19 protein-coding genes are annotated in these 20389 nt (G+C 65.1%); 10 read left to right on the top strand and 9 right to left on the bottom strand.

From position 1 onward, the window contains the following. The first annotated feature begins 342 nt into the window (after positions 1-342). The 5 genes from G568_RS19755 (at position 343) to G568_RS0114765 (ending at position 7373) form a co-directional block, all read left to right on the top strand. Positions 343-663, top strand: a complete 321-nt coding sequence (locus G568_RS19755) for a hypothetical protein (RefSeq protein ID WP_026758759.1) — start codon at positions 343-345, stop codon at positions 661-663. A gap of 709 nt (positions 664-1372) precedes the next feature. Next, entirely contained in the window at positions 1373-2053 is a 681-nt protein-coding gene (locus tag G568_RS0114780; protein WP_026758758.1) for an SOS response-associated peptidase, read from the top strand. Next, complete coding sequence (locus tag G568_RS18975) at positions 2043-2630, top strand: ImuA family protein (protein ID WP_037374270.1); 588 nt, start codon at positions 2043-2045, stop codon at positions 2628-2630. Before G568_RS0114780 ends, G568_RS18975 begins: the two co-directional genes overlap by 11 nt. Then, the gene (locus G568_RS0114770; RefSeq protein WP_245582959.1) at positions 2605-4053 is read left to right on the top strand and encodes a Y-family DNA polymerase; all 1449 of its coding nucleotides are present in this window, start codon (positions 2605-2607) and stop codon (positions 4051-4053) included. Before G568_RS18975 ends, G568_RS0114770 begins: the two co-directional genes overlap by 26 nt. Continuing rightward, positions 4050-7373, top strand: coding sequence for an error-prone DNA polymerase (locus G568_RS0114765; protein ID WP_051203044.1), 3324 nt, complete (start codon positions 4050-4052; stop codon positions 7371-7373). Before G568_RS0114770 ends, G568_RS0114765 begins: the two co-directional genes overlap by 4 nt. A gap of 140 nt (positions 7374-7513) precedes the next feature. Here G568_RS0114765 and G568_RS0114760 read toward each other — a convergent pair whose 3' ends face one another. Genes G568_RS0114760 through G568_RS0114750 form a run of 3 tightly spaced genes read right to left on the bottom strand, consistent with a single transcriptional unit; the run spans position 7514 to position 8606 of the window. Further along, positions 7514-7879, bottom strand: coding sequence for a cupin domain-containing protein (locus G568_RS0114760; RefSeq protein ID WP_026758755.1), 366 nt, complete (start codon positions 7877-7879; stop codon positions 7514-7516). Positions 7880-7929: 50 nt separating this feature from the next. After that, a complete protein-coding gene (locus G568_RS0114755) occupies positions 7930-8331 on the bottom strand; it encodes a group I truncated hemoglobin (RefSeq protein WP_051203046.1) in 402 nt (133 codons plus the stop codon). A gap of 53 nt (positions 8332-8384) precedes the next feature. Next, a complete protein-coding gene (locus G568_RS0114750) occupies positions 8385-8606 on the bottom strand; it encodes a tautomerase family protein (RefSeq protein ID WP_026758753.1) in 222 nt (73 codons plus the stop codon). Between the two features lie 183 nt (positions 8607-8789). On the opposite strand from G568_RS0114750, the gene G568_RS0114745 reads away from it, so the two are divergent. Next, complete coding sequence (locus G568_RS0114745; RefSeq protein WP_026758752.1) at positions 8790-9518, top strand: winged helix-turn-helix transcriptional regulator; 729 nt, start codon at positions 8790-8792, stop codon at positions 9516-9518. An 89-nt stretch (positions 9519-9607) separates the two neighbouring features. On the opposite strand, the gene G568_RS0114740 is transcribed toward G568_RS0114745, so the two are convergent. From G568_RS0114740 to G568_RS0114720, 5 genes are read right to left on the bottom strand one after another with little or no spacing between them, the layout of a single operon-like run. Further along, positions 9608-10753, bottom strand: a complete 1146-nt coding sequence (locus G568_RS0114740) for an acyl-CoA dehydrogenase family protein (RefSeq protein WP_026758751.1) — start codon at positions 10751-10753, stop codon at positions 9608-9610. Further along, a complete protein-coding gene (locus G568_RS0114735) occupies positions 10750-12738 on the bottom strand; it encodes an acetyl/propionyl/methylcrotonyl-CoA carboxylase subunit alpha (RefSeq protein WP_026758750.1) in 1989 nt (662 codons plus the stop codon). Before G568_RS0114735 ends, G568_RS0114740 begins: the two co-directional genes overlap by 4 nt. Next, the gene (locus G568_RS0114730; RefSeq protein ID WP_026758749.1) at positions 12735-13529 is read right to left on the bottom strand and encodes a crotonase/enoyl-CoA hydratase family protein; all 795 of its coding nucleotides are present in this window, start codon (positions 13527-13529) and stop codon (positions 12735-12737) included. The genes G568_RS0114735 and G568_RS0114730 overlap by 4 nt, the downstream gene beginning before the upstream one ends. Before the next feature lie 9 nt (positions 13530-13538). Then, positions 13539-15137, bottom strand: coding sequence for an acyl-CoA carboxylase subunit beta (locus tag G568_RS0114725; protein ID WP_026758748.1), 1599 nt, complete (start codon positions 15135-15137; stop codon positions 13539-13541). Beyond that, on the bottom strand, positions 15134-15742 hold the full coding sequence (locus G568_RS0114720; RefSeq protein WP_026758747.1) for a TetR/AcrR family transcriptional regulator: 609 nt from the start codon (positions 15740-15742) through the stop codon (positions 15134-15136). The genes G568_RS0114725 and G568_RS0114720 overlap by 4 nt, the downstream gene beginning before the upstream one ends. A gap of 298 nt (positions 15743-16040) precedes the next feature. On the opposite strand from G568_RS0114720, the gene G568_RS0114715 reads away from it, so the two are divergent. The 4 genes from G568_RS0114715 (at position 16041) to G568_RS0114700 (ending at position 19205) form a co-directional block, all read left to right on the top strand. Further along, positions 16041-17003, top strand: a complete 963-nt coding sequence (locus tag G568_RS0114715) for a hypothetical protein (protein WP_026758746.1) — start codon at positions 16041-16043, stop codon at positions 17001-17003. A gap of 185 nt (positions 17004-17188) precedes the next feature. Beyond that, positions 17189-17368, top strand: coding sequence for a hypothetical protein (locus G568_RS0114710; protein WP_026758745.1), 180 nt, complete (start codon positions 17189-17191; stop codon positions 17366-17368). A gap of 3 nt (positions 17369-17371) precedes the next feature. Further along, entirely contained in the window at positions 17372-18844 is a 1473-nt protein-coding gene (locus G568_RS0114705) for a sodium:solute symporter family protein (protein ID WP_051203040.1), read from the top strand. A 124-nt stretch (positions 18845-18968) separates the two neighbouring features. Further along, positions 18969-19205: a hypothetical protein gene (locus G568_RS0114700; protein ID WP_245582958.1), complete on the top strand. Its 237-nt coding sequence runs from the start codon at positions 18969-18971 to the stop codon at positions 19203-19205. Between the two features lie 113 nt (positions 19206-19318). On the opposite strand, the gene G568_RS0114695 is transcribed toward G568_RS0114700, so the two are convergent. Next, a complete protein-coding gene (locus G568_RS0114695) occupies positions 19319-20380 on the bottom strand; it encodes a quaternary amine ABC transporter ATP-binding protein (RefSeq protein ID WP_026758742.1) in 1062 nt (353 codons plus the stop codon). Between the last annotated feature and the right edge of the window lie 9 nt (positions 20381-20389).

Genomic DNA, 20389 nt, shown 5'->3' with positions numbered 1-20389 from the left:
ACACTCAGCATTGGGCTGGAAAAGCCCGGTCGCCTTCGAACGGAAAGTGGCTTAAACGAGCACTCGGAGCGGCACAAATACGTGACAGGTCCAGTTCGCCGCGGCGCAGTATCTGGGCGCGGCAAGGGGTGTTCGGTTCCTGCCGGCGCGCGCTGGAGCTCTACTGGGACATGGCCCGGGACACCAGGTCCTTGATAAGTCAGCCGACTAAGTCCGGCGTTGGAAAACCCCACGCAAGAAGGCGATCCGCAACTTCATCGCGGTGGTCGGGGATAAGCCGATCGGCAAAATCACCGCGGACGACACGGGCGATTTCCGCAACTGGTGGATGGAGCGGATCGAATGCGAGGGGCCGACCCCAACAGCGGCAACAAGGACCTGACGCAACTCGGCGCGGTTCTGAAGCTGGTCAATGCGCGCAAGCGCCTCGGGATCGCTCTGCCGGTCGCGGGGTTCAGCTTCAAGGAAAGTGACAGCACCCCGCGCCCGCCGCTCAGCGACGACTGGATCCGCAAGCGGTTGCTTTCGCCCGGGGCCCTCGACGGGCTGAACGGCGAGGCGCGGGCGATCCTGCTGGGCATGGTGAACACCGGGTATCGGCCGGGCGAGGCCGCAGGGCTCATGCCGGAGGAAATCGCGCTCGAGGCTGTGTTCGCCGGATAGTCCGCACGCACAGCTTCCATTGTCTCACATACTTCGGCGAACACAGCCTCGAGCTCAGCCAGATCGGCCTCGGCCTCGGCGGCCAGCGCTTCGATCTGCCCTTCCAAGACACCATGGCCAGAGCTTTCCAGTTGGTCCTCGACGGCCTCGTATTTTCCTTCGATCGGATGACCCATGTGTGTCTTCGCCGCCGCGATATCGCCCTGTACGTAAAGGGCGAGACCGGCACGGATGTGGCCTTCCATGAACGCAAGACCGGTCAGATGCGTGACCTCTTCGTCCTCGGAGCTGTTGCCCTCGGCCTCACCCTCGACGGTGGCGGCGCTGGCGTCTGCGGTCTCTTTCGCCCTCGGCCTCGATCGCGCCTTCAGATTGCGTCTCGAACGGGTCACAGTTCAGGAATTGTATGCCGAAGGCGGTGCATGCGGCAGTCCAGATGGCGATGACGGCCACCGCTCCTACAACGCTTCGTGGCCGCTCGTGGATACGGGCGATCAAGAAGCACCCGGGACAAATGCCCTGCGTGCCTGCGCTTTCTAGGACATCGCACCGTCCCATGGGATCCGGCGGTATGACTATTATAGGTACGCGAGCCATTCCTCGCCCCCTGTAGCCAATTGGCGCTGCGGCATACTTCCAACGCGCACCTAGTTCTGGCATTGTTCTTGTCGCACCGATCCCATTTCGATTCCCGCCGAAAGCGCCGCCGATGTGCAACCTTTATTCCCATACCAAGAGCCAGGACGCGATGCGGCACGTCTTCGACGACATGCTTGAGGGGGGTGAAGAGTTGGTGGACACAACCGGCAACCTGCCCCCCCTGGCGGGAATCTGGCCGGACTACCCCGCGCCCATCATCCGCCATGGCGCCTCTGGCGGCTGGCAGCTTGCGATGGCGCGGTGGGGGATGCCGACTCCGGCGAAGTTCCTCGAGGGCAAGCGCACCGATCCGGGCGTGACCAATATCCGCAACGTGGCCTCGCCCCACTGGCGGCGCTGGCTGGGGGTGGAGCACAGATGCCTTGTGCCTTTCACCAGTTTTTCCGAGATCGACAAACGGGCCGGCGCGCCCCGCAACTCGCCGGTCTGGTTCGCGCTTGGTGCGGATCGGCCGCTGGCCTTCTTCGCCGGGCTGCGCACCGAATGGACCTCGGTGCGCAAGCTGAAGGAAGGTGAGGTGACGGCGGACCTGTTCGGCTTTCTGACCTGCCCGCCCAATGCCGAGGTGCACGCCGTCCATCCCAGGGCCATGCCCGTCATCCTGACGACACCGCGGGAATGGCGGCTCTGGCTGACGGCCCCGGCCGAGGAGGCGCTGAAGCTACAGCGCCCGCTGCCGGACGGCATGCTGAAGATCGTTGCCGAAGGGGTGCGTGAAGATGCCGCCTGAACCCGCCCCCACCGATCCCCTCGCCCTTGCCCCGGCGCGCGTGCACGAGGCGGAAGGGCGCGGCCGCCAGGCCTTCGCCCTCCTTCAGGCGGCGCGCCATGCCGGCCCCCTGATCTGGGTGCTGGCGGCCCATGCGCCGCACCTGCCCATGCTGCGCGGCCTGCCCGATGGCGTGGGGCAGCGGCTGCATGTGATCCGCCCCGGCCGCGAGATCGACCTGCTCTGGGCGGTCGAGGAAGCCCTGCGCAGCCCGGCCGCAGGACTGGTCATCGCCGAGCCGTCAAGCCCCCTGTCGCTCACCGCCGGGCGGCGGTTGCAACTGGCGGCCGAAGCGGGCCGGACCACCGGGCTGATGCTGATCCGCGCGGGCCAGGGCAGCAATGCCGCCGAGACCCGCTGGCAGTGCGCGCCGGTGGCGGGCGAGGATCGGGACTCGACTCTGCACCGCTGGAGTCTTAATAAGAACAAAGAGGGAACAACTGGAATCTGGACCGTGCATTGGAATGGCGCGACGGCTGCTGTCCATCTGGTTTCCGCGGCTGGCAAGCGACATGGCGCTGCGGAGACGCCCTGTTGAGGGGCCTTTCGCCCTGATCCTGCGATCAGGGAACTCCGATCATCTGCATTGCCTGACCCGGGCCGCCGAGGCGCAAGGCCTTCATCGCGGCATGGCGCTGGCCGATGCCCGGGCGATCTGCCCCGATCTGGCCACCCGCCCCGCCGACCTGGCGCGCGAGACAGCAGCATTGATGCATTTGCGCCGCTGGATCGGGCAATACTCCCCGATGGTGGCACGGGACGGCGCGGATGGGCTGATGGCCGACATCAGCGGGGTGCCACACCTGTTTGGCGGCGAGGACGAGATGCGCGCCGATCTGCATACCCGGCTGGAGCGCGCGGGCCTCTCGGCGCTCAGCGCCATCGCCGGCGCGCGCGGGGCAGCCCATGCGCTGGCGCGTCATGGCGGCGGCATCGTGCCCGAAGGCGGGCTCGCCGAGGCGATCGGGCACCTGCCGGTCTCCGCCCTGCGGATCGACGCGGAAACGGCGCAGGCGCTTGCACGCATGGGACTGCCCCGGATTGGCGATATTCTCTCGCTGCCGCGTGCGCCGCTGGCCCGGCGCTTCGGCCCCGGCCTGGTCCTGCGGCTCGACCAGGCGCTTGGCAGCCAGGCCGAGCCGGTCGCGCCGGAGGCCGAAGAGCCGCATTTCGGGGTGCGGATGACCCTGCCGGAGCCGGTCGGCTTGCAGGACGATGTGATGACCGGGGTGTCGCGCCTGCTGGAGCGTCTGTGCGAGAAGCTGGCCCATCATGACCGGGGCGCACGTCGCCTGCGGCTCGAGCTGCACCGGCTCGACAGGGAAACGGCGCAGGTCGAGATCGGCCTTGCCCGCGCGATGCGCGATCCCGAGCGGATCGCCGCGTTGTTTCTCAAAGGCGTCGAAGAGGTCGAAGCCGGGTTCGGCATCGAGGCGATGCGCCTGACGGCTCATGTGACGGAGCACCTGCCGCCCGAGCAACTGGGCGCGCGAGCCGCCCTCCGGCAGGAGGATGCGTTGGCCGACCTCTTCTCGCGGCTTGGCAACCGGCTGGGGTTCGACCGGGTGCTGCGCCTGGCGCCCGCACAGAGCAAGATCCCCGAGCGCAGCTTCCTGCTGACACCGGCAGCTTATAGCGAGCCCGAGGCGCCGCCGCCTCGAACAGGACCGGATCGTCCGATCCTTGTGTTTCCACCCGAGCCGGTGACGGCGGGCGGCATCGCGCACCCCGGCCATCCCCCCGCGCGATTTCGGTGGCGGCGGATGGCGTTCAGCACGCTGCGCGCCACCGGGCCGGAACGGATCACGCCGGAATGGTGGCTCGATGATCCGGCCTGGCGCTCGGGTCTGCGCGATTACTGGCGCATCGAGACACGCGAGGGGCCGCGGCTGTGGCTGTTCCATACGCCGCAGGTGCCTGATGCGGCGCGCGCATGGTTCGTGCAGGGAGAATTCGCATGACCGCCTATGCAGAGCTGTGCGTGACCAGCAACTTCACCTTCCTGACCGGGGCATCGCATCCCGAGGAGCTGGTCACGCGCGCGGCTGAGCTTGGCCTTGCCGCCATCGCCATCACCGACCGGAACTCGGTCGCGGGCGTGGTGCGGGCCTTCTCGGCGCTGAAGGAACTGACCCGCCTGCGCGAAGAGGCGCGCGCGGCCGCCGACGGCGCGCAGGATGGACCAGCAATCCGCTCCCGGCAGGTCACCGATCACTCGAGCCGCCAGACGAGCCAATACGGCTCGCTTGAGGCTCAGCTGCAGATCCCGCCCGACATGCCGCTGCCAAGGTTGATCCCCGGCGCGCGGCTGGTGCTCACCGACAGCGATACGGATTGGCTGGCGCTGCCGACCGATGCGGCCGCCTGGTCGCGGCTGACACGGCTGTTGTCCCTCGGCAAGCGCCGCGCGGAAAAGGGCCACTGCCACCTGACGCGCGACGATCTGTTGGGCTGCGGGCGCGATATGGTGCTGATCGCCCTGCCGCCCGACCCGCTGGAGACGCCGGCCAGCGCGGATGTGACGCGCGAGTTGCGCCACATGCTGCGCAGCTTTCCCGGCCAGTGCTTTCTGGGCGCGGCGCCGCTCTATGACGGGCGCGACCCGCTGCGCTTCGAGCGGCTGGCGCAGATTGCGCAGGCAACCGGGCTGCCGATGGTCGCGGCCGGCGAGGTGAGCATGCACCGCTCGGCGCGCCGTCCGCTGGCCGATGTGCTGACGTGCCTTCGCCTCGGATGCACCATCGACAATATAGGCGAGCGCCGCCTGACCCATGGCGAGCATCGGCTCAAATCCGGGGCCGAGATGGCGCGGATGTTCCATCGGTTCCCGGCCGCGATCCGCCGAACGCTGGAGATCGCGGACCAATGTGCCTTTCGTCTCGACGATCTGCGCTATCAATATCCCGACGAGGCGCAGGACGGCGAGCCCGCACAGGCGCGCCTCGAGCGGCTCTCGCGTGACGGCCTGCGCTGGCGCTATCCCGACGGGCCACCGTCGAAGATCACCGCGCGCGTCGACAAAGAGCTCAGGCTCATCGCCGAGATGGGATATGCGCCCTATTTCCTGACGGTCCATGACATCGTGCAGTTTGCCCGCTCGAAGGGCATTCTCTGCCAGGGGCGCGGATCGGCGGCCAATTCGGTGGTCTGCTACCTGCTGGGCGTGACCGAGGTGCCGCCCGAAAGCATCACCCTGATCTTCGAGCGGTTCATCTCGAAGGAGCGCGGAGAGCCTCCCGATATCGACGTGGATTTCGAACACGAGCGCCGCGAAGAGGTGATCCAGTGGATCTATGAGCGCTATGGCCGCCATCGCGCCGGGCTGACCGCAACGGTGATCCATTTCCGCTCGCGCGCCGCGATCCGCGAGGTCGGCAAGGTGATGGGGCTGTCTCGGGACGTGGTCGCCCGGCTCTCGGGCCAGATCTGGGGCTGGTCCGCCAGCGCCCCGAACGAGGACCGCCTGCGCGATGCCGGGGTTGATCCGGCAGACGACCGCGTGATGCTGGCTACGAAACTGATCGGGGAGATCATCGGCTTTCCCCGGCACCTGAGCCAGCATGTGGGCGGCTTCGTCATCACCCAGGGACGGCTCGACGAGCTGTGTCCCATCGAGAACGCGGCGATGGACGACCGCACCATCATCGAATGGGACAAGGACGACATCGATGCGCTCGGTCTTCTGAAGGTCGATGTGCTCGCGCTCGGTATGCTGACCTGCATCCGCAAGGCGTTCGGGCTGCTGGCCGATCACCGCGGACTGGAGCTGACGCTGGCCAATGTGCCGCCCGAGGACAGCACCGTTTATGACATGCTGTGCCGCGCCGATGCGATCGGGGTGTTCCAGGTGGAAAGCCGCGCGCAACTGAACTTCCTGCCCCGGATGCAGCCGCGCACGTTCTACGACCTGGTCTGCGAGGTGGCCATCATTCGGCCCGGCCCGATCCAGGGCGGCATGGTCCATCCCTTCATCAGCCGCCGTCAGGGCCGCGAGAAGGTCGAGGATCTCGGCGCCGCGATGATGGAGGTTCTGGGCCGCACCTATGGCGTGCCCCTGTTTCAGGAGCAGGCGATGCAGATCGCCGTGGTCGCCGCCGGCTTTTCTGCGGCCGAGGCAGATCGGCTGCGCCGCTCGCTTGCCACCTTCAAGCGGATGGGCACGATCGGCGCCTTTCGCGAGCGTTTCATCTCGGGGATGCTGTCCCGCGGCTACGAGGCGGACTTCGCCGCGCGCTGTTTTGCACAGATCGAGGGCTTCGGCTCATACGGCTTCCCCGAAAGCCACGCAGCAAGCTTCGCGCGGCTGGTCTATATCTCTGCCTGGCTCAAGTGCCATCACCCGGCGGCGTTCACCTGCGCGCTGCTCAACAGCCAGCCGATGGGGTTCTACGCACCGGCACAGCTTGTGCGCGATGCCCGCGATCATGGCGTCGAGGTGCGCCCCGTCTCGGTGAACCACTCCACCTGGGACTGCACGCTGGAGCCGCGCGCCGATGGCGGGCTGGCCCTGCGGCTGGGGTTTCGCCAGATCAAGGGCATGCGCGAGGAAGATGCCGCATGGATCGCCGCCGCGCGCGGCAATGGCTACGCGGATGTCGAGAGCCTCTGGCGCCGAGCCGGTGTTCATCCCGATGCGCTGGAGCGGCTGGCCGAGGCGGATGCCTTCGCCGGCATCGGCCTCACGCGCCGCGATGCGCTCTGGGCCGCACGCGCGTTGCGGGCGCCCAAGCCGTTGCCGCTATTTGGCACGGAGGGCGAAGGCGGGGGTGAACCGCAGGCCACCCTGCCCGCGATGACGCTCGGGCAGGAGATGATCGAGGACTACCTGTCCCTGCGCCTTTCCCTGCGCGCCCATCCGCTGGAGCTTCTGCGCCCACGCCTGCCCGAAAGCACGCCCCACGAGCGGCTGGGGCACGCGAAGGGGCGGATCACCGTCACCGGCCTCGTCATCACCCGCCAGCGCCCCGGCACCGCCTCCGGCGTGGTCTTCCTGACGTTGGAGGACGAAACCGGCGTGTCCAACATCGTGGTTTGGCGCAAGGTCTACGAGGCGTTCCGCAAGGCAGTGATCGCCGGGCGGCTCCTGCGCGTCACCGGCCGGATCGAGCGCGAGGGCCAGGTCACGCACCTGATCGCCGAACGGATCGAGGATCTGTCGCCGATGCTCTCATCCCTGGGCCATTCGGCCGATGCACCGCAGCACACCAGCAACGCCCAACCAACGGCCCGGCACCCCAGGGAGCAGGCAAAAAGGCTGTTTCCAAGCCGGGATTTCCACTGAAGCAACCAGTCGCACAGAAGCGCCCATTGGCCTCGCCGCCTGAGACCTCATCCGTTACGCGAAAGCTCGTCACAATCGTCAACGCACTCTGCAAATCTCGCCAGAAATGGGTCACTCTGCCCGCTTGAGAAATACAGTTGCTAGTGCTCGTGTGCTGGCGCCTCGAACATGATCAATTCGACCCGCTGCGCCCCTTCAACATATGCGTCGTGACCCGGCGGGATCTCGAAGAAGTCGCCCTTCGTGATCGGCGTTTCAACGCCCGTCTCGACCATGCGCACCACCAGCTTGCCATCGATGCAATAGCCGGTGTGACGCATCGGGCAGGTGTCAGGTGATCCGAGCAATGGCTTTTCATCCTTTTCCCAGGTCCATCCGGGCTCAAAGACCGCGTACATCCCGGCCGTCCCGTCGCCCATCCGGACGATGTCGATCCCGCCGTTCTCCTTCATGTCGAGCGCCTCGTCGGGGCTCTCGAACCGTCTTACCTCGATCGAACTGTCCATGATCTCGAACGCCTCCCTTGGTCTGTTGGCCGTCAAACCGGCCACGTATTTCAAACGTTGGTGATTTCGGGCTTCAGCGCATTGAGAAGCGCCAAAACCTCGTCTCGGGTTTTCCGGTCATGGCCCTGCGCCTCCATCGTGCTCAGGATGTCGTCGATTGCGGCCATGTACTCTGTATCGCTGATGTTCATCCCCCGGTGCGCCTCCGTCATGCTGCGCCCGCTGTAGGATCCCGGACCGCCCGAATGCACGGCAAAGAAGGTGCAGGTGTGCTGCTTGATCTCTTCCACGCGTTCGGGCTCATTGAGATAGGGCAGAAACCGGGCCTGAATGACCGGGTTTTGCAGATGGGCATCGACCATTCCGTCGATGATCCGCCTGATCCCGGCAGACGCGCCCAACCGCTCATAGAGGGAAACGGTGCTGATTTGCTCCGCCAGAGATGTCGTCATGTTGCGCTCCTTCCTGGTCATGTCTGATTGCGCCCGTGCGATCAGCACAAGGCTCAAGCCGGCTCCGCCGGCGCGCCTTTCACATCGGCGGCGGTCATGGGTTTTCCTCCGATCCCCCATTCACCGCTTGCGATCTCCTGCACGCGGACCCAGGTCACGCCGCGCATGGCCTCGCCCTCGATGCCGACCATCGTTTCGGTCACCTCCTCGATCATCTGCCGTTTCTGGGCGGCGTCAAAGACGCCCTCGATCAACTGAATGTCCACAAGTGGCATGTCTTTCTCCTCGCAAGTTGCGTTGCCTTGGGTGCCATCGGACCGATCCGATACACGCAGCCTGCCACCCCCGTGCGCCCCGCGGCCAGTTCACGAACTGAACCTCGGCCAATACAGTTTCTGAACTAGCCAGGTGCGCGGCGTCGCTGGTAGGATCGGGATACCTTGAACAGGGAGGCCACGATGACGAATGCGAGCTACAAACAGTTTTGCCCCGTCGCGATGGCGGCGGAGATCCTGTGCACGCGCTGGACGGTGGTGTTGCTGCGTGAGCTTATCGCCGGCTCCACCCGCTTTAACGAGCTGCGCCGCGGCGTGCCGCGCATGTCGCCAGCGTTGCTATCAAAACGCCTGCGCGAGTTGGAAGCCGCCGGCGTCGTGGAGCGCGATCAACGTCCCGACGGACCCGACGCCGCCGCCTACCGCCTCACCCCTGCGGGGCAAGACTTGCAGCCCGTGATCGAAGCCATCGGTATGTGGGGGCAGAAATGGGTCGAGACCGAGCCCTCGCTCGACAACCTCGATCCCGAGCTGCTGATGTGGGACATGCGGCGTAACCTCGACACCGATCCGGTTCCAAAGCGGCAGACGGTGATCGAGTTCATCTACCCCGAGCTCCCCCCCTCTCAGCGCAACTGGTGGCTCATCGTTGAGCCAGACCAAAGCGTGGACCTGTGCCATGTCGATCCAGGCTTCGACGTGGATCTCTTCATCAACGTCGATCTGCGCACGATGACCGAGATCTGGATGGGCCTGAGATCCGTCGCGCGCGCGGTGGACGACGGGGCGATTTCGATGATGGGAAACACCGATCTCACCGACTCCATGCAATCGTGGCTGGGCCTCAGCCCCTTTGCGAAACAGGAAAAGCTCGCGGCGGCCTCTGGCGGCGGTGTCTATGCCCCCTCCTGACGCTATTGCCGCCCGACCCGAGCGCGTTGAACGAGAGTGCTGCACGGCTCCCCAAGGTGCCCACCAGCCCGTGTCTCATGCTGCGGCCGTCAGAGGCGTTTTGCCACCTCTTCAAGCATGACTTCCGTGGCTCCCCCGCCGATCGACTGCACCCGGGCATCGCGGGCCATTCGCTCAATGGCGCTTCCGCGCATGTAGCCGGTGCCACCATGAAACTGCACGCAATCATACATGACGTCATTCACCAGCTCCCCGCACAGCGCCTTGAGCATGGAGACCTCTTTTACCACGTCTTCGCCCGCGGCATCGCGGGCGGCGGTTGCATAGACCAGTTGACGCGCGGCGGTGACCCGCGCGGATAGCATCGACAGGCGCTGCCGGATCGCCTCTTTCGACCATAGCGGGGCGCCAAAGGCCTGGCGGGTTTTCACATAGTCAAGCGTCAGGTCCAGCGCCGCTTGCGCCTCCCCCATTGCCATGGCGCCCAGAACGATCCGTTCGTTCTGGAAGTTCTTCATGATGCTGTAAAAGCCCTTTCCCTCCTGCCCGAGGATGTTTTCGGCCGGGATGCGGCATTCCTGGAACGACAGCTCGGCCGTATCCGAAGAGCACCAGCCGTGCTTGTCCAGCGCGCGACTGACGGAAAACCCCGGCGTGCCCTTTTCCACCAGGAAAATGGTCACCGACTGGCTGGCGGGGCCTTGGGTGTCTGTTTTGGCGGCCACGCAATAGAGATCGGCGTGAACCCCGTTGGTAATGAACATCTTGGCGCCGTTCAGCACGAAGTCATCGCCGTCGCGCCTGGCCATGGTGCGAATGCTTTTGACGTCCGATCCCGCGTCGGGCTCGGTCACCGCCACCGCGACGATCTTTCGCCCCGCGATGATATCGGGCATGTGCTCCGCCCTCTGCGCTTGGGTGCCTGCGTTGTAAAGGTGCACCGATGCCATGTCGGTATGCACCAACGCCGTGATCGCAAAACCGGCATAGGTGGACCGGCCCAACTCCTCGGCCAGCACGGCGGTTGCGCGCGTGTCCATGGCGCTGCCGCCATACTCCTCAGGGTAACGGATACCGAGGAACCCCAGATCCCCCATCTGGCGCAGGATGTCACGCGGAACGCACCCGTCCTTTTCCCACGAGTCCGCGGCGGGATGAACCTTTTCGGCGATGAACCGGCGCACTTGGTCGCGCAGCATCTCGTGTTCTTGGGTCAGGAAAAGATGGTGGCTCATGTCGGGGTCTCCTCCGGGTCAAAAACAGCCAGGATCGACTGCTTCTGAACCGTTTCTCCGGGTTGGTGTGGGGTCTCGCTCAGCACGCCGTCACAAGGTGCGGTCAGGGTTTGCAGCAGCTTCATGGCCTCTATCACCACCACCGGATCACCCTTGCTCAGGGTGGCACCGGGGGCGTGCAGCAGCTCGACGATCAGGCCCGGCATCGGCGCCCTGATTTCCCGTCCCGCGCTGGCGCTGCCGCCTGTCTCGACAAGGAACGCCTCCTCGCCTGTCTCGACCTTGACGGAAAACCGGCCCGCCTCGGTCTTCATCGTCACGTCCGCACCTTGAACGGCATAGTCCACGGCGTGCCGCTGACCGCCCTGTTCATGAATAATCCGCCCCGGCGCCGCCGAGACGTGGGCAAACCCATGTGGCGGCTCGCCTGTCAGCGTCACGGTCCAGCCATCGGCAGTCTCTCGGATCTCGGCCGGCTGATGATCGAGGTAGTAAACCGCCATCCCGGACCGCCCGCCAACGCGAACGGCCCGCCAGGCCCCGATCGCATGCCAGGGGTCCGCCGCCATGGGCCGGTCCGCCAAGTACCGTGCCAGAACCGCCGTGGCGCGTAGCGATCCGCCTATTGCACGCGGGCGCCAGCCACCCGGGAAATGGGCGGAAATCGTGCCGGTGTGATGGCGCCCCTCTTGAAACGCCGGCGCACGCAAGAGATCGGCCAGGAACCCCAGGTTCGTGACAAGTCCATCCAGACGCATCCGCGACAGGCCCGCCGCCAGCCTTTCAATCGCGGCCCTGCGATTCCCGGCATGGGCGATCACCTTTGCCAGCATCGAATCGTAGTGATGCGATACGACCGATCCGGTCTCGACCCCGCTATCGGTGCGACACGTCTCCGGCGCGCAGTAGGCCGAGATAACCCCGGTTTCCGGGCAATAACCCGCCGCCGGATCCTCGGCGGCGACACGTGCCTCGATGGCCCAACCGCGGCAGGCGATATCGTGCTGTTGCACGCCAAGCGGCGCGCCGCCAGCCACCCGGATCTGGCATTCAACCAGGTCCAGCCCGGTAACCGCCTCAGTCACAGGGTGCTCAACCTGCAGCCGGGTGTTCATCTCGAGAAAGAAGAACTCGCCGCTGTCATCGTCGAGCAGGTATTCCACCGTGCCGGCATTCTGATAGCCGATGAAACGCGCCAGTTGCACCGCGCTCGTTAGTATATCCTGCCGCAGCGCCTCGGGCAGGCCGGGGGCGGGGGCCTCTTCGATGACTTTCTGGTGGTTGCGCTGCAATGAGCAATCCCGCTCGAACGCATGCACGACATTGCCATGCGCATCGCCCAGAACCTGCACCTCGATATGGCGCGCCTTTTCCACATACCGCTCCAGTAGCAGCGACGCGTCCCCGAAACCGGCCTGCGCCTCAGAGCGGGCGGCGGCCAATGCCGCGCGCACATCGCTGGCCTTCTGCACGATACGCATTCCCCGACCGCCGCCGCCGGCGCTGGCTTTGACAAGCAGGGGAAAGCCGATCCTCTCCGCTTGCGCGCATAGAGTGTCATCGGATTGATCCTCACCGTTATAGCCGGGAACCACCGGCACGCCCGCCGCAACCGCCCTGCCCTTGGCCTCGATCTTGGAGCCCATCAGGCGTATCACCTCGGCTGGTGGCCCCACGAACCGCACCCCCGCCGCCTCGCACGCCGCGGCGAACCCGGCAGACTCGGACAGGAACCCATAGCCCGGATGCACCGCATCCGCGCCCGCCCTCAGCGCGACCTCGATTATCCGGTTGCCATCCAGGTAGCTGTGCACCGCCTCGGCCGGGCCTATGTGATAGGCGGCATCGGCCTCTTGCACATGGGGGGCCTCGCGGTCGGCATCCGAATAGACGGCCACGGTGCGCACCCCCATGCTGCGCGCGGTGCGGATGATGCGCCGGGCGATTTCGCCCCGGTTGGCGACAAGCAGGGTGCGGATCGTCATGCGTCCGACCTCCATCTTGGCCGCCGCTTTTCGATGAAACTGGCGATCCCCTCGCGCCCGTCCTCGGACTCCCACGCATCTGCCAACGCCTCGGCGGTGTAGTCCCGCACGGCCTCTCCATCAAAGCTGTCCACGTAGGCAATCAGCCGTTTCGTGGCCGCGACCGCGCTAAGCGACGCCTCGAGGTGGGAGGCCACGCACGCGTCAACCGCTTGATCGAGCGCGCCCACATCCTCGGCCACCTCGTCCACCAGCCCGATGGCGCAGGCCCGGTCGGCCCCGAACGCGGCCCCCGACAGCATGACCGAGCGCGCCCGCGCCGCGCCAATCCGCGCCACCACGTAGGGCGAGATATTTGCAGGGATCAGCCCCAACCGCACCTCGGTCAGGCCAAAGCGGGCCGATTGCACCGCCACGGCGATGTCGCAGACCGAAATCATACCGGCACCGCCCCCATAGGCCGCGCCGTTGATCCGCCCGACAAGCGGCTTGGGCAGATCGTTCAGCGCGCGCAGCATCTCGGCCAGGGCGCTACTTTCGGCGATGCGCCCGGCGCGATCCAGCGACAGCGTCTCAAAAAACCACCCGATATCGCCCCCGGCGCAAAAGCTCTTGCCAGCACCGGTCAGCACCACCACCCGAACGCTATCGTCCCGCGCCAATTCATGCGCCACCGCGTGAAGCTCGGTAATCAGCGCCCGGTTTAGGGCGTTGTGGCTATCGGGCCGGTTCATGATGATCGTGGCAACACCGCGTGCGTCCACTTCAAGCGTCAGGGTCTGGTAGGTCATGGTATTGCCTCACATCCGGAAAACAGGGGTGTGCCCGCGTGCCTCCGGTCGGCTCAGGACAAGCCACAGGCAAAGCGCGACAACCTCGCGGGTTTGCTCTGGCGCGATCAAGCCGTCATCCCATAGCCGGGAGGTGGCATAATACGGATCGCTCTGCTCGGCATACTGCGCGCGGGTGCGCGCGTCGATCTCGCCAAGCTCCTCGTCGGACGCCTCCGGCAGGCTGTAATTGCTGCGCCTGAGCTCCAGCAGCACGTTCGACGCGATATCGGCGGACATCGTGGCAACCTTGGCTGTCGGCCACGCGAACAGGAAATCGGGCCGGAAACCCCGCCCGCACATGCCGTAATTGCCCGCCCCGTAAGAGCCGCCGACGACCACGGTCAGGCGCGGCACGCGCGCGGTTGACATGGCATAAACCATCTTGGCGCTGTTCTTGGCGATGCCCCCGCGCTCCGCCTCGGAGCCGACCATGAACCCGGTGATGTTTTGCAGAAACAACAGCGGGATACCCCTTTGATCGCACATGGAGATGAAATGCGCGGCCTTAAGCGCACTTTCCGACAATAGCGCGCCGTTGTTGCCCAATATGCCAACCCTCATGCCGTGAATCCGTGCCGTGGCACAGACAAGGGTTTCTCCCCAGTTGGGCTTGAACTCCTGGAAGTCGCCGCCATCGACAAGCCGCAACAACAGCTCGCGCACGTCATAGGGAGTTTTCGCATCCGCGCTGATGATGCCTGCTATCTCGGACGCCGGGTTGCTTGGCGCCGTGGCCGCGTCAGCCGAAACCGGTACCCGCTCGACATTCACATCACGCAGCAGCCTGCGCGCCAGTGCAAGGCCCTGCTCTTCGGTCTCCGCCAGATGATCCGAGACGCCCGACACGTTTGTGTGCATCTCGGCCCCGCCAAGGGCCTCGCCATCTATGTCTTCGTTGATCGCGACCTTGACGATCGACGGCCCGCCAAGATGGATGCGCGCATTACCGCGCACCATGATGACCTGATCGGACAGCGCCGGAATATAAGCCCCGCCCGCCGTGCACCCCCCGAATACGACCGAAATCTGCGGTAATCCCTGTGCCGACATCTGGCATTGCCGGTGGAATGCATTTCCGAAATGATCGCGGTCGGGAAACACCCGGTCCTGTTCGGGCAGATAGGCCCCGCCGCAATCCACCAGGTAAAGGCACGGCAAACGGTTTGCCTCGGCGATCTCCTGCGCGCGCAGGTGTTTCTTGACGGTCTCGTGGAAAAAGCTGCCGCCCTTGACGGTTGCGTCATTGGCGATGATCACGACCGGCCGGCCATGCACGATGCCGACCCCGGTGACGATACCGGCGGCGTTCACATCGCCGCCATACTGCTCCCAGGCCGCCAGCGGCGACAACTCCAGAAACGCCGTGCCCGGATCAATCACCCGGTCGATCCGGTCGCGCACCAACAGCTTGCCGCGCTCGGCATGCCGCTGGCGCAGGCGCTCCGCGCCTCCGGCGACGACCTCGGCCATTCGGGTCTTAAGCTGGGAAATCAACGCGTAATTGGCCGCCCGGTTCTCTTCGAACTCGGCGCTTTGCGTCTGAACCCTGGTCTGAAATCCCGTCATGATTGCGGCCCCACAAGAATGCCGTTGGCCAGCATGTCGGCGTAGCGATCGGCCAACTCGGAAATGTCCCCCGGCGCGGGGTCGAACCAGTCCAGCGTCGCGTTCAGCGCACCGATCAACATCAACCGAAAGCTGCGGATATCGACATCGCTGCGCAAATGCCCCTCGGCCTTCAGATCGCCCAGGAACCCGTCCCACAGCGCCTCGTATCGGCGGCGCGTCTCAAGCGTGCTGTGCTGGACCGCCTCCGGAACCTGGCGAAAGATGCGCACATTGGCAGATGTGAAAGAGCTGTATTCCAAAAGCGCATGCAGGTGCCCCGATATCGCATGCCGGAGCCTGTCGAACGCCGATGCCGTCCCCGCGCTTTCACTCAGGGCCGTAGCGACCGCGGCATGAACCCTCTCGATGCCCATGTTCAGCACCTCGATGAGGATCTCATCCTTTGACGCAAAGTGATAGTAGAGGCTTCCCGCCTTCATATCGCAGCTTTCCGCGATTTTTCGCATCGACACCCCGGCATAACCATGCTGGCAAAAAAGACCGGCCGAGGTGCTCAAAACCCGGTCCCGCGTCGTGTCAGATTGAAGGTTTTCCTTGGTCATTCTCGAATCCGCGCCATCCCTAACAAACGTTAGGCAGGCCATTGTCCAGCTGTCAAGCGCCAACCCATTTGCATGGCTCCCACACGCGCCTTGGCAGAAACACCGCAAGACTACTTGGGAAAAGCACGCCGCGCGCTCCGCCCCGGGCGATCCCGCGGCGCATTCGCGGTTTACGCGAAACGCTGGAGTCTGATGGTCGAAATGCACGACCATAGATGATAGGAAAAAAGGCGGCGCTGCCTTCCGGGACTGGTGGCGAGCAAGAACAAGAGCCCGAAGCAGGAAGGGAAGGCACACGATGATACGCAAGTGGATCGTCATGGGGGCGGCATGCGCCGCGCTCGCCAACGCAAGCATGGCCGAAGAAACGGACGGCATGGCGACAATGCACAACATCCCCGAGGGGCTTTTGTGCCCGGGGAACTGGACATTCGAAGCCGGACAAACAAGCACCCCAAGCGGTCCAGGCGACCCCGGCGGCGTGGGGCAGGTCGCGATCGAGGTCAAGGATTGCGGCAAGACACTCGTTCTAAAGGAGTTCCTGACCGGCATCCCCGACGGCCAGGTGGATCGCGTGTTCAACCAGGTCGCCGATGGCGTCTACCGCCACGCGACGGCGGCCCAGGGCATGCCGGTTGAAGTGACCCTGAAGGCGAACGGCCTGCACGACATCACCGGCAAGCTGCTTATCCAGGGCGGGATGATTTCCCGCCCGCTCACGGCAACGCATGTCAGGGGCGGCAAGCTGCAGGTGCAAGGCTGCGAAGAAAAGCAAAAGGACGACCGGGAAACGGAAATCGGGCATGACGAGGCCACCAAGGCAATGATCGACGCGATGCGCCGGTTGGACCTCAAGGCGCCGGCCGGCAGCGGGTTGGAGCTTGCGGACTACGTCAGCTCTTACGCCGCGGACACGTCGCGTTCCTCGGGCAAAGAGCTTCATGCACGCCGCATCGCTCTTCGCCTTGCCGACGACGGACGCGTCCTGCCCAATCCCGAAGCCATCACGCCCGGGCGGCTTGAATGCGCCGTGGAAGATGGCGCACTGGAGCCGGCGACGCGGTTTCTCATTATCAAGCTCTACATCGATCCCTTTGGCACCTACACCGCGGCGGCGCAATTGCTCGCCATCAACAGCGTGATCGAGGCGCAACAGTTCCCCGACGAGGCGTCGCGCCATCCGTCATACCCGATAGAATGGGCCATCGAGAGCCTTGAAATGCCGCTCGGCCCGGCCACGGACGGTCGAATAGCCAACTGATCGCAGGGACGCGCGTCAGGGATGAATGCCACCGGGACTTTGGGCGACGTAGACCCGCCGTTCGCCCATGCACCGATGGCTTCTTGCCGCGATCACCGGATTACCCTTATCCTGAAGCCGCGGCCCGAAGTGACCCGAACCAGACGGCGATGCGACATCGCCCCCAAAAGAGGACGAAGCAGCCAATGCGCGGATTCACCTGGTGGCTGATTGTGGTTGGCGCGGTCATCGCGTCCGGCATCATCGTGCCATACGGCGCTCTCGGCGGTGGCGCGCCATCGCTCGATATCCTGGCGTTCTGGTGCGTCTTCGGGGTGGCGGTGATCGGCCTCATCGTGGCCGGCGTCGCGCGCTGGAGGCTCTGAGCGATGATAACCACGACCGTCATCTGGATAACCCTCGCGGTGTTCGCCGTGATCGGCGGCATTATCGCTTTTGCAGCGGCGCGCAGCAACAAGGGCACTGCGGCGGATTATTACCTGGGCGGGCGGCACCTCGGCGGCATGGTGTCGGGGCTGTCCTACGCGGCGACAACCTATTCGGCGTTCATGCTAGTGGTGCTGACCGGGCTGACCTATCGCGGGGGGATCGGCGCGCTCGGGTTCGAACTGATTTATTTCTCCGGCCTGACTCTTCTGGTGGTGTTTGGCCCGCGCTTCTGGCTGGCAGCACGGAAATGGGGTTTCATCACGCCGGCGGAAATGCTGGGCGCGCGCTATGGCAGCCGCAATATCGCGCGGCTCACGGCGGTGCTGAGCCTGGTGTTCCTGATGCCCTACTGCACCACCCAGATGGCCGGGATCGGGCTGCTTCTGTCGGGCGTCACCGGCGGCGGGATCAGCCTTGCCACCGCCATCGCCATCGGCGCGGCGCTGGCGATTTTCTGGACCCTGGTTGCGGGGCTGCGATCGGTGGCGTGGACGGATGCCGTACAGGCCGCCGTGATGCTGATCTCGGCGCTGCTGGCGGTGGGGTTCGTGGTGGCGGCGATTGGCGGCGTGGGCGCCTTCGCGGCAAAGGTGCAGCAAACGCATGGCGAGTGGCTCGATGTGCCGGGGCCGGGATTGTGGAGCCTGCCAACCTTCCTGGCGCTGGCGATTCCGTGGTTCTTTTTCCCGCTGTCCAACCCACAGGTCAGCCAGCGCTTGTTCGTCACCACCGATCTTGCGGCGATGCGGCGGATGATCTTCTGGGTGTTGGGCTTTGGCCTGATCTTCACGCTGATCGCGGTGATCTGGGGCTATGCCGCGCTGGTGCTGGCGCCCGATCTGGACAACCCCGCCGAGGCGACGCCGGCACTGCTGGGTTCGGGCGTGGTGCCGGTTGGGGTCAGCCTGCTGTTGATCATCGGGATTCTGTCGGCGGCTGTCTCAACGCTCGATTCCATCGCGCTGACGCTTGGCTCCATGGTGGCGCGCGATTTGATGCGCCAGGGTGAAGGGCGCGACGCCCGGCAGATTTTCATCGGACGGGTCGTCGTGGTGGTGGTGGTTCTGTTCGCCGCCTGGTTCGCACTGCAAAACGCGCCGATCGTCGATCAATTGGCGGCGCTTTCGGCAGCCGGTCTGATCGTGACGGTTCCGGCCACCATCGGTGCCTTCTTCTGGCGCGGCGGCACGGCGTGGGGTGTTCTCGCCTCGCTTGTGGGCGGCGCGGGCACGGCGATCACCATGGCGATGATCGCAGGCGTCAGCGTCTTCGATCCGAAACTGGCAGGCACGGTGATCACGGTAACGGTCGCGCTGTTCATCGGCATCAGCCTCGTAACGCGCCCCTCGGCCTCGGCACTTGATTTCAAGGGCGAACTGCGCAAGGAGCTGGATGAACGCGGCGTCTGGTGATTGGGGGACCCCGACCGGACGCTGCCAACACCCATCCCCGCCAAACCCGGCTTATTGGAACTTCTTGCCCTCTCATGCGTTGAGGGGTGTAGGAACAGGTCAAGCGATGAGAAAGGAGGTCGCCATGCCAGCCCCTCTTCGAACGTTCATGGTATTGATATGGGTAAGCTCAGTTGCCGGAGCGGCGGTTATCGCGGTTCTCAGCATTGGATGGGTTAGCTGGATGTCCTTCGTGCTTTCCGGCCTTGTGGGCCTGATCATTGGCGTACCCGCAGGGATCTGGAACGCCCGCACCGTCAAGCGCGATGATCCGAACTGGCCGCCGAAACGCTCAAGACACCGCGAAGCACGCCAATCCTGACGTCCGCGCCGGTCCATCAACCCCTTGATTAAAACACCCAACGCCGGCTTGGGCGAGACCTATCCACATACCACCGGCGCGCAGCCTCCCGCGCGCCGGTGCCTTGCCCGGCGTCAGGTCGCGCGGGCGCGCATGCCGTCCTCGGCGGCGCTGGTGGGGACCAGGGCCCGCACCAGCTTTTTCATGTCGAGGGTGCCGATCTGCTTGCCATCTCGCACCACCCTATAGCAAAGCGCCGTATCCCCGCCCGACAGCGCGATCACCGACTCGAGCGTATCATCCGGCCCGACATCACCGGCGGCTTGCGCCGGGGCCTGATCGGTTTTCTCCATGACAGAGCGCACCCGCAGCACCCGCGCGCGGTTGATGTCGCTGATGAAATCCACGATGTACGGGTCGTTGGGATGCAGCAATATCTCCTGCGGCTCGCCCTGCTGCACAACCCGGCCATCCTTCAAGATCACAAGATGATCGGCCAGCTTCAGCGCCTCGTCCAGGTCGTGACTGATAAAGACCACGGTCTTTTTCAGCTCCCCCTGAAGCTCCAGCAGAAGATCCTGCATATCCGTGCGGATCAGCGGGTCAAGCGCCGAGAACGCCTCGTCCATCAGCATGATGGGCGAATTGGACGCCAGCGCGCGGGCGATGCCGACGCGTTGCTGCATCCCGCCCGATAGCTGGTGGGGGTACTGGTGCCCCTGCCCGCCCAGACCCACGCGGTCCAGCCATTTCTGCGCCTCGCCCTCGTAATCGGCGCGTGCGTCGCCCCGGACCGATTGCGCCAACCCGGTGTTTTCAAGAACGGTGCGATGCGGCAGCAGCGCGAAATGCTGGAACACCATCGACATATCCTGCCGGCGCAGGTTGCGCAGACGCTTTTCGCCGTAGTCCAGAACGTTCTCGCCATCGACCAGCACCTCGCCTGCGGTCGGCTCGATCAGGCGGTTGAGGTGCCGGATCAGGGTTGATTTCCCCGATCCCGACAGCCCCATGATCACCGTAATCTCGCCATTTCGCATGTCCACGTTGATGTCTTGCAAGCCAAGAACATGGCGATGCTTCTCCATCAACTCGTCCTTGCCCATGCCGTCCATCACATGCTCCAGCGCGCCCGCCGGATCGGCGCCGAAGATCTTGTAGAGGTGCCGGATCGAGATCTTTATGTCGTTTTCCATCGGTCCTGC

It is taken from the genome of Sediminimonas qiaohouensis DSM 21189, assembly GCF_000423645.1.
GTDB lineage: Bacteria > Pseudomonadota > Alphaproteobacteria > Rhodobacterales > Rhodobacteraceae > Sediminimonas > Sediminimonas qiaohouensis.
The sequence above is the reverse complement of the archived record's forward strand: the minus strand, read 5'-3'. Positions and strand labels throughout refer to the sequence as shown.

Coding starts and splice junctions, on each gene's coding strand:
- G568_RS19755 (WP_026758759.1), top strand. CDS start 343: ATGCGAGGGGCCGACCCCAACAGCGGCAACAAGGACCTGACGCAACTC.
- G568_RS0114780 (WP_026758758.1), top strand. CDS start 1,373: ATGTGCAACCTTTATTCCCATACCAAGAGCCAGGACGCGATGCGGCAC.
- G568_RS18975 (WP_037374270.1), top strand. CDS start 2,043: ATGCCGCCTGAACCCGCCCCCACCGATCCCCTCGCCCTTGCCCCGGCG.
- G568_RS0114770 (WP_245582959.1), top strand. CDS start 2,605: ATGGCGCTGCGGAGACGCCCTGTTGAGGGGCCTTTCGCCCTGATCCTG.
- G568_RS0114765 (WP_051203044.1), top strand. CDS start 4,050: ATGACCGCCTATGCAGAGCTGTGCGTGACCAGCAACTTCACCTTCCTG.
- G568_RS0114760 (WP_026758755.1), bottom strand. CDS start 7,879: ATGGACAGTTCGATCGAGGTAAGACGGTTCGAGAGCCCCGACGAGGCG.
- G568_RS0114755 (WP_051203046.1), bottom strand. CDS start 8,331: ATGACGACATCTCTGGCGGAGCAAATCAGCACCGTTTCCCTCTATGAG.
- G568_RS0114750 (WP_026758753.1), bottom strand. CDS start 8,606: ATGCCACTTGTGGACATTCAGTTGATCGAGGGCGTCTTTGACGCCGCC.
- G568_RS0114745 (WP_026758752.1), top strand. CDS start 8,790: ATGACGAATGCGAGCTACAAACAGTTTTGCCCCGTCGCGATGGCGGCG.
- G568_RS0114740 (WP_026758751.1), bottom strand. CDS start 10,753: ATGAGCCACCATCTTTTCCTGACCCAAGAACACGAGATGCTGCGCGAC.
- G568_RS0114735 (WP_026758750.1), bottom strand. CDS start 12,738: ATGACGATCCGCACCCTGCTTGTCGCCAACCGGGGCGAAATCGCCCGG.
- G568_RS0114730 (WP_026758749.1), bottom strand. CDS start 13,529: ATGACCTACCAGACCCTGACGCTTGAAGTGGACGCACGCGGTGTTGCC.
- G568_RS0114725 (WP_026758748.1), bottom strand. CDS start 15,137: ATGACGGGATTTCAGACCAGGGTTCAGACGCAAAGCGCCGAGTTCGAA.
- G568_RS0114720 (WP_026758747.1), bottom strand. CDS start 15,742: ATGACCAAGGAAAACCTTCAATCTGACACGACGCGGGACCGGGTTTTG.
- G568_RS0114715 (WP_026758746.1), top strand. CDS start 16,041: ATGATACGCAAGTGGATCGTCATGGGGGCGGCATGCGCCGCGCTCGCC.
- G568_RS0114710 (WP_026758745.1), top strand. CDS start 17,189: ATGCGCGGATTCACCTGGTGGCTGATTGTGGTTGGCGCGGTCATCGCG.
- G568_RS0114705 (WP_051203040.1), top strand. CDS start 17,372: ATGATAACCACGACCGTCATCTGGATAACCCTCGCGGTGTTCGCCGTG.
- G568_RS0114700 (WP_245582958.1), top strand. CDS start 18,969: ATGCCAGCCCCTCTTCGAACGTTCATGGTATTGATATGGGTAAGCTCA.
- G568_RS0114695 (WP_026758742.1), bottom strand. CDS start 20,380: ATGGAAAACGACATAAAGATCTCGATCCGGCACCTCTACAAGATCTTC.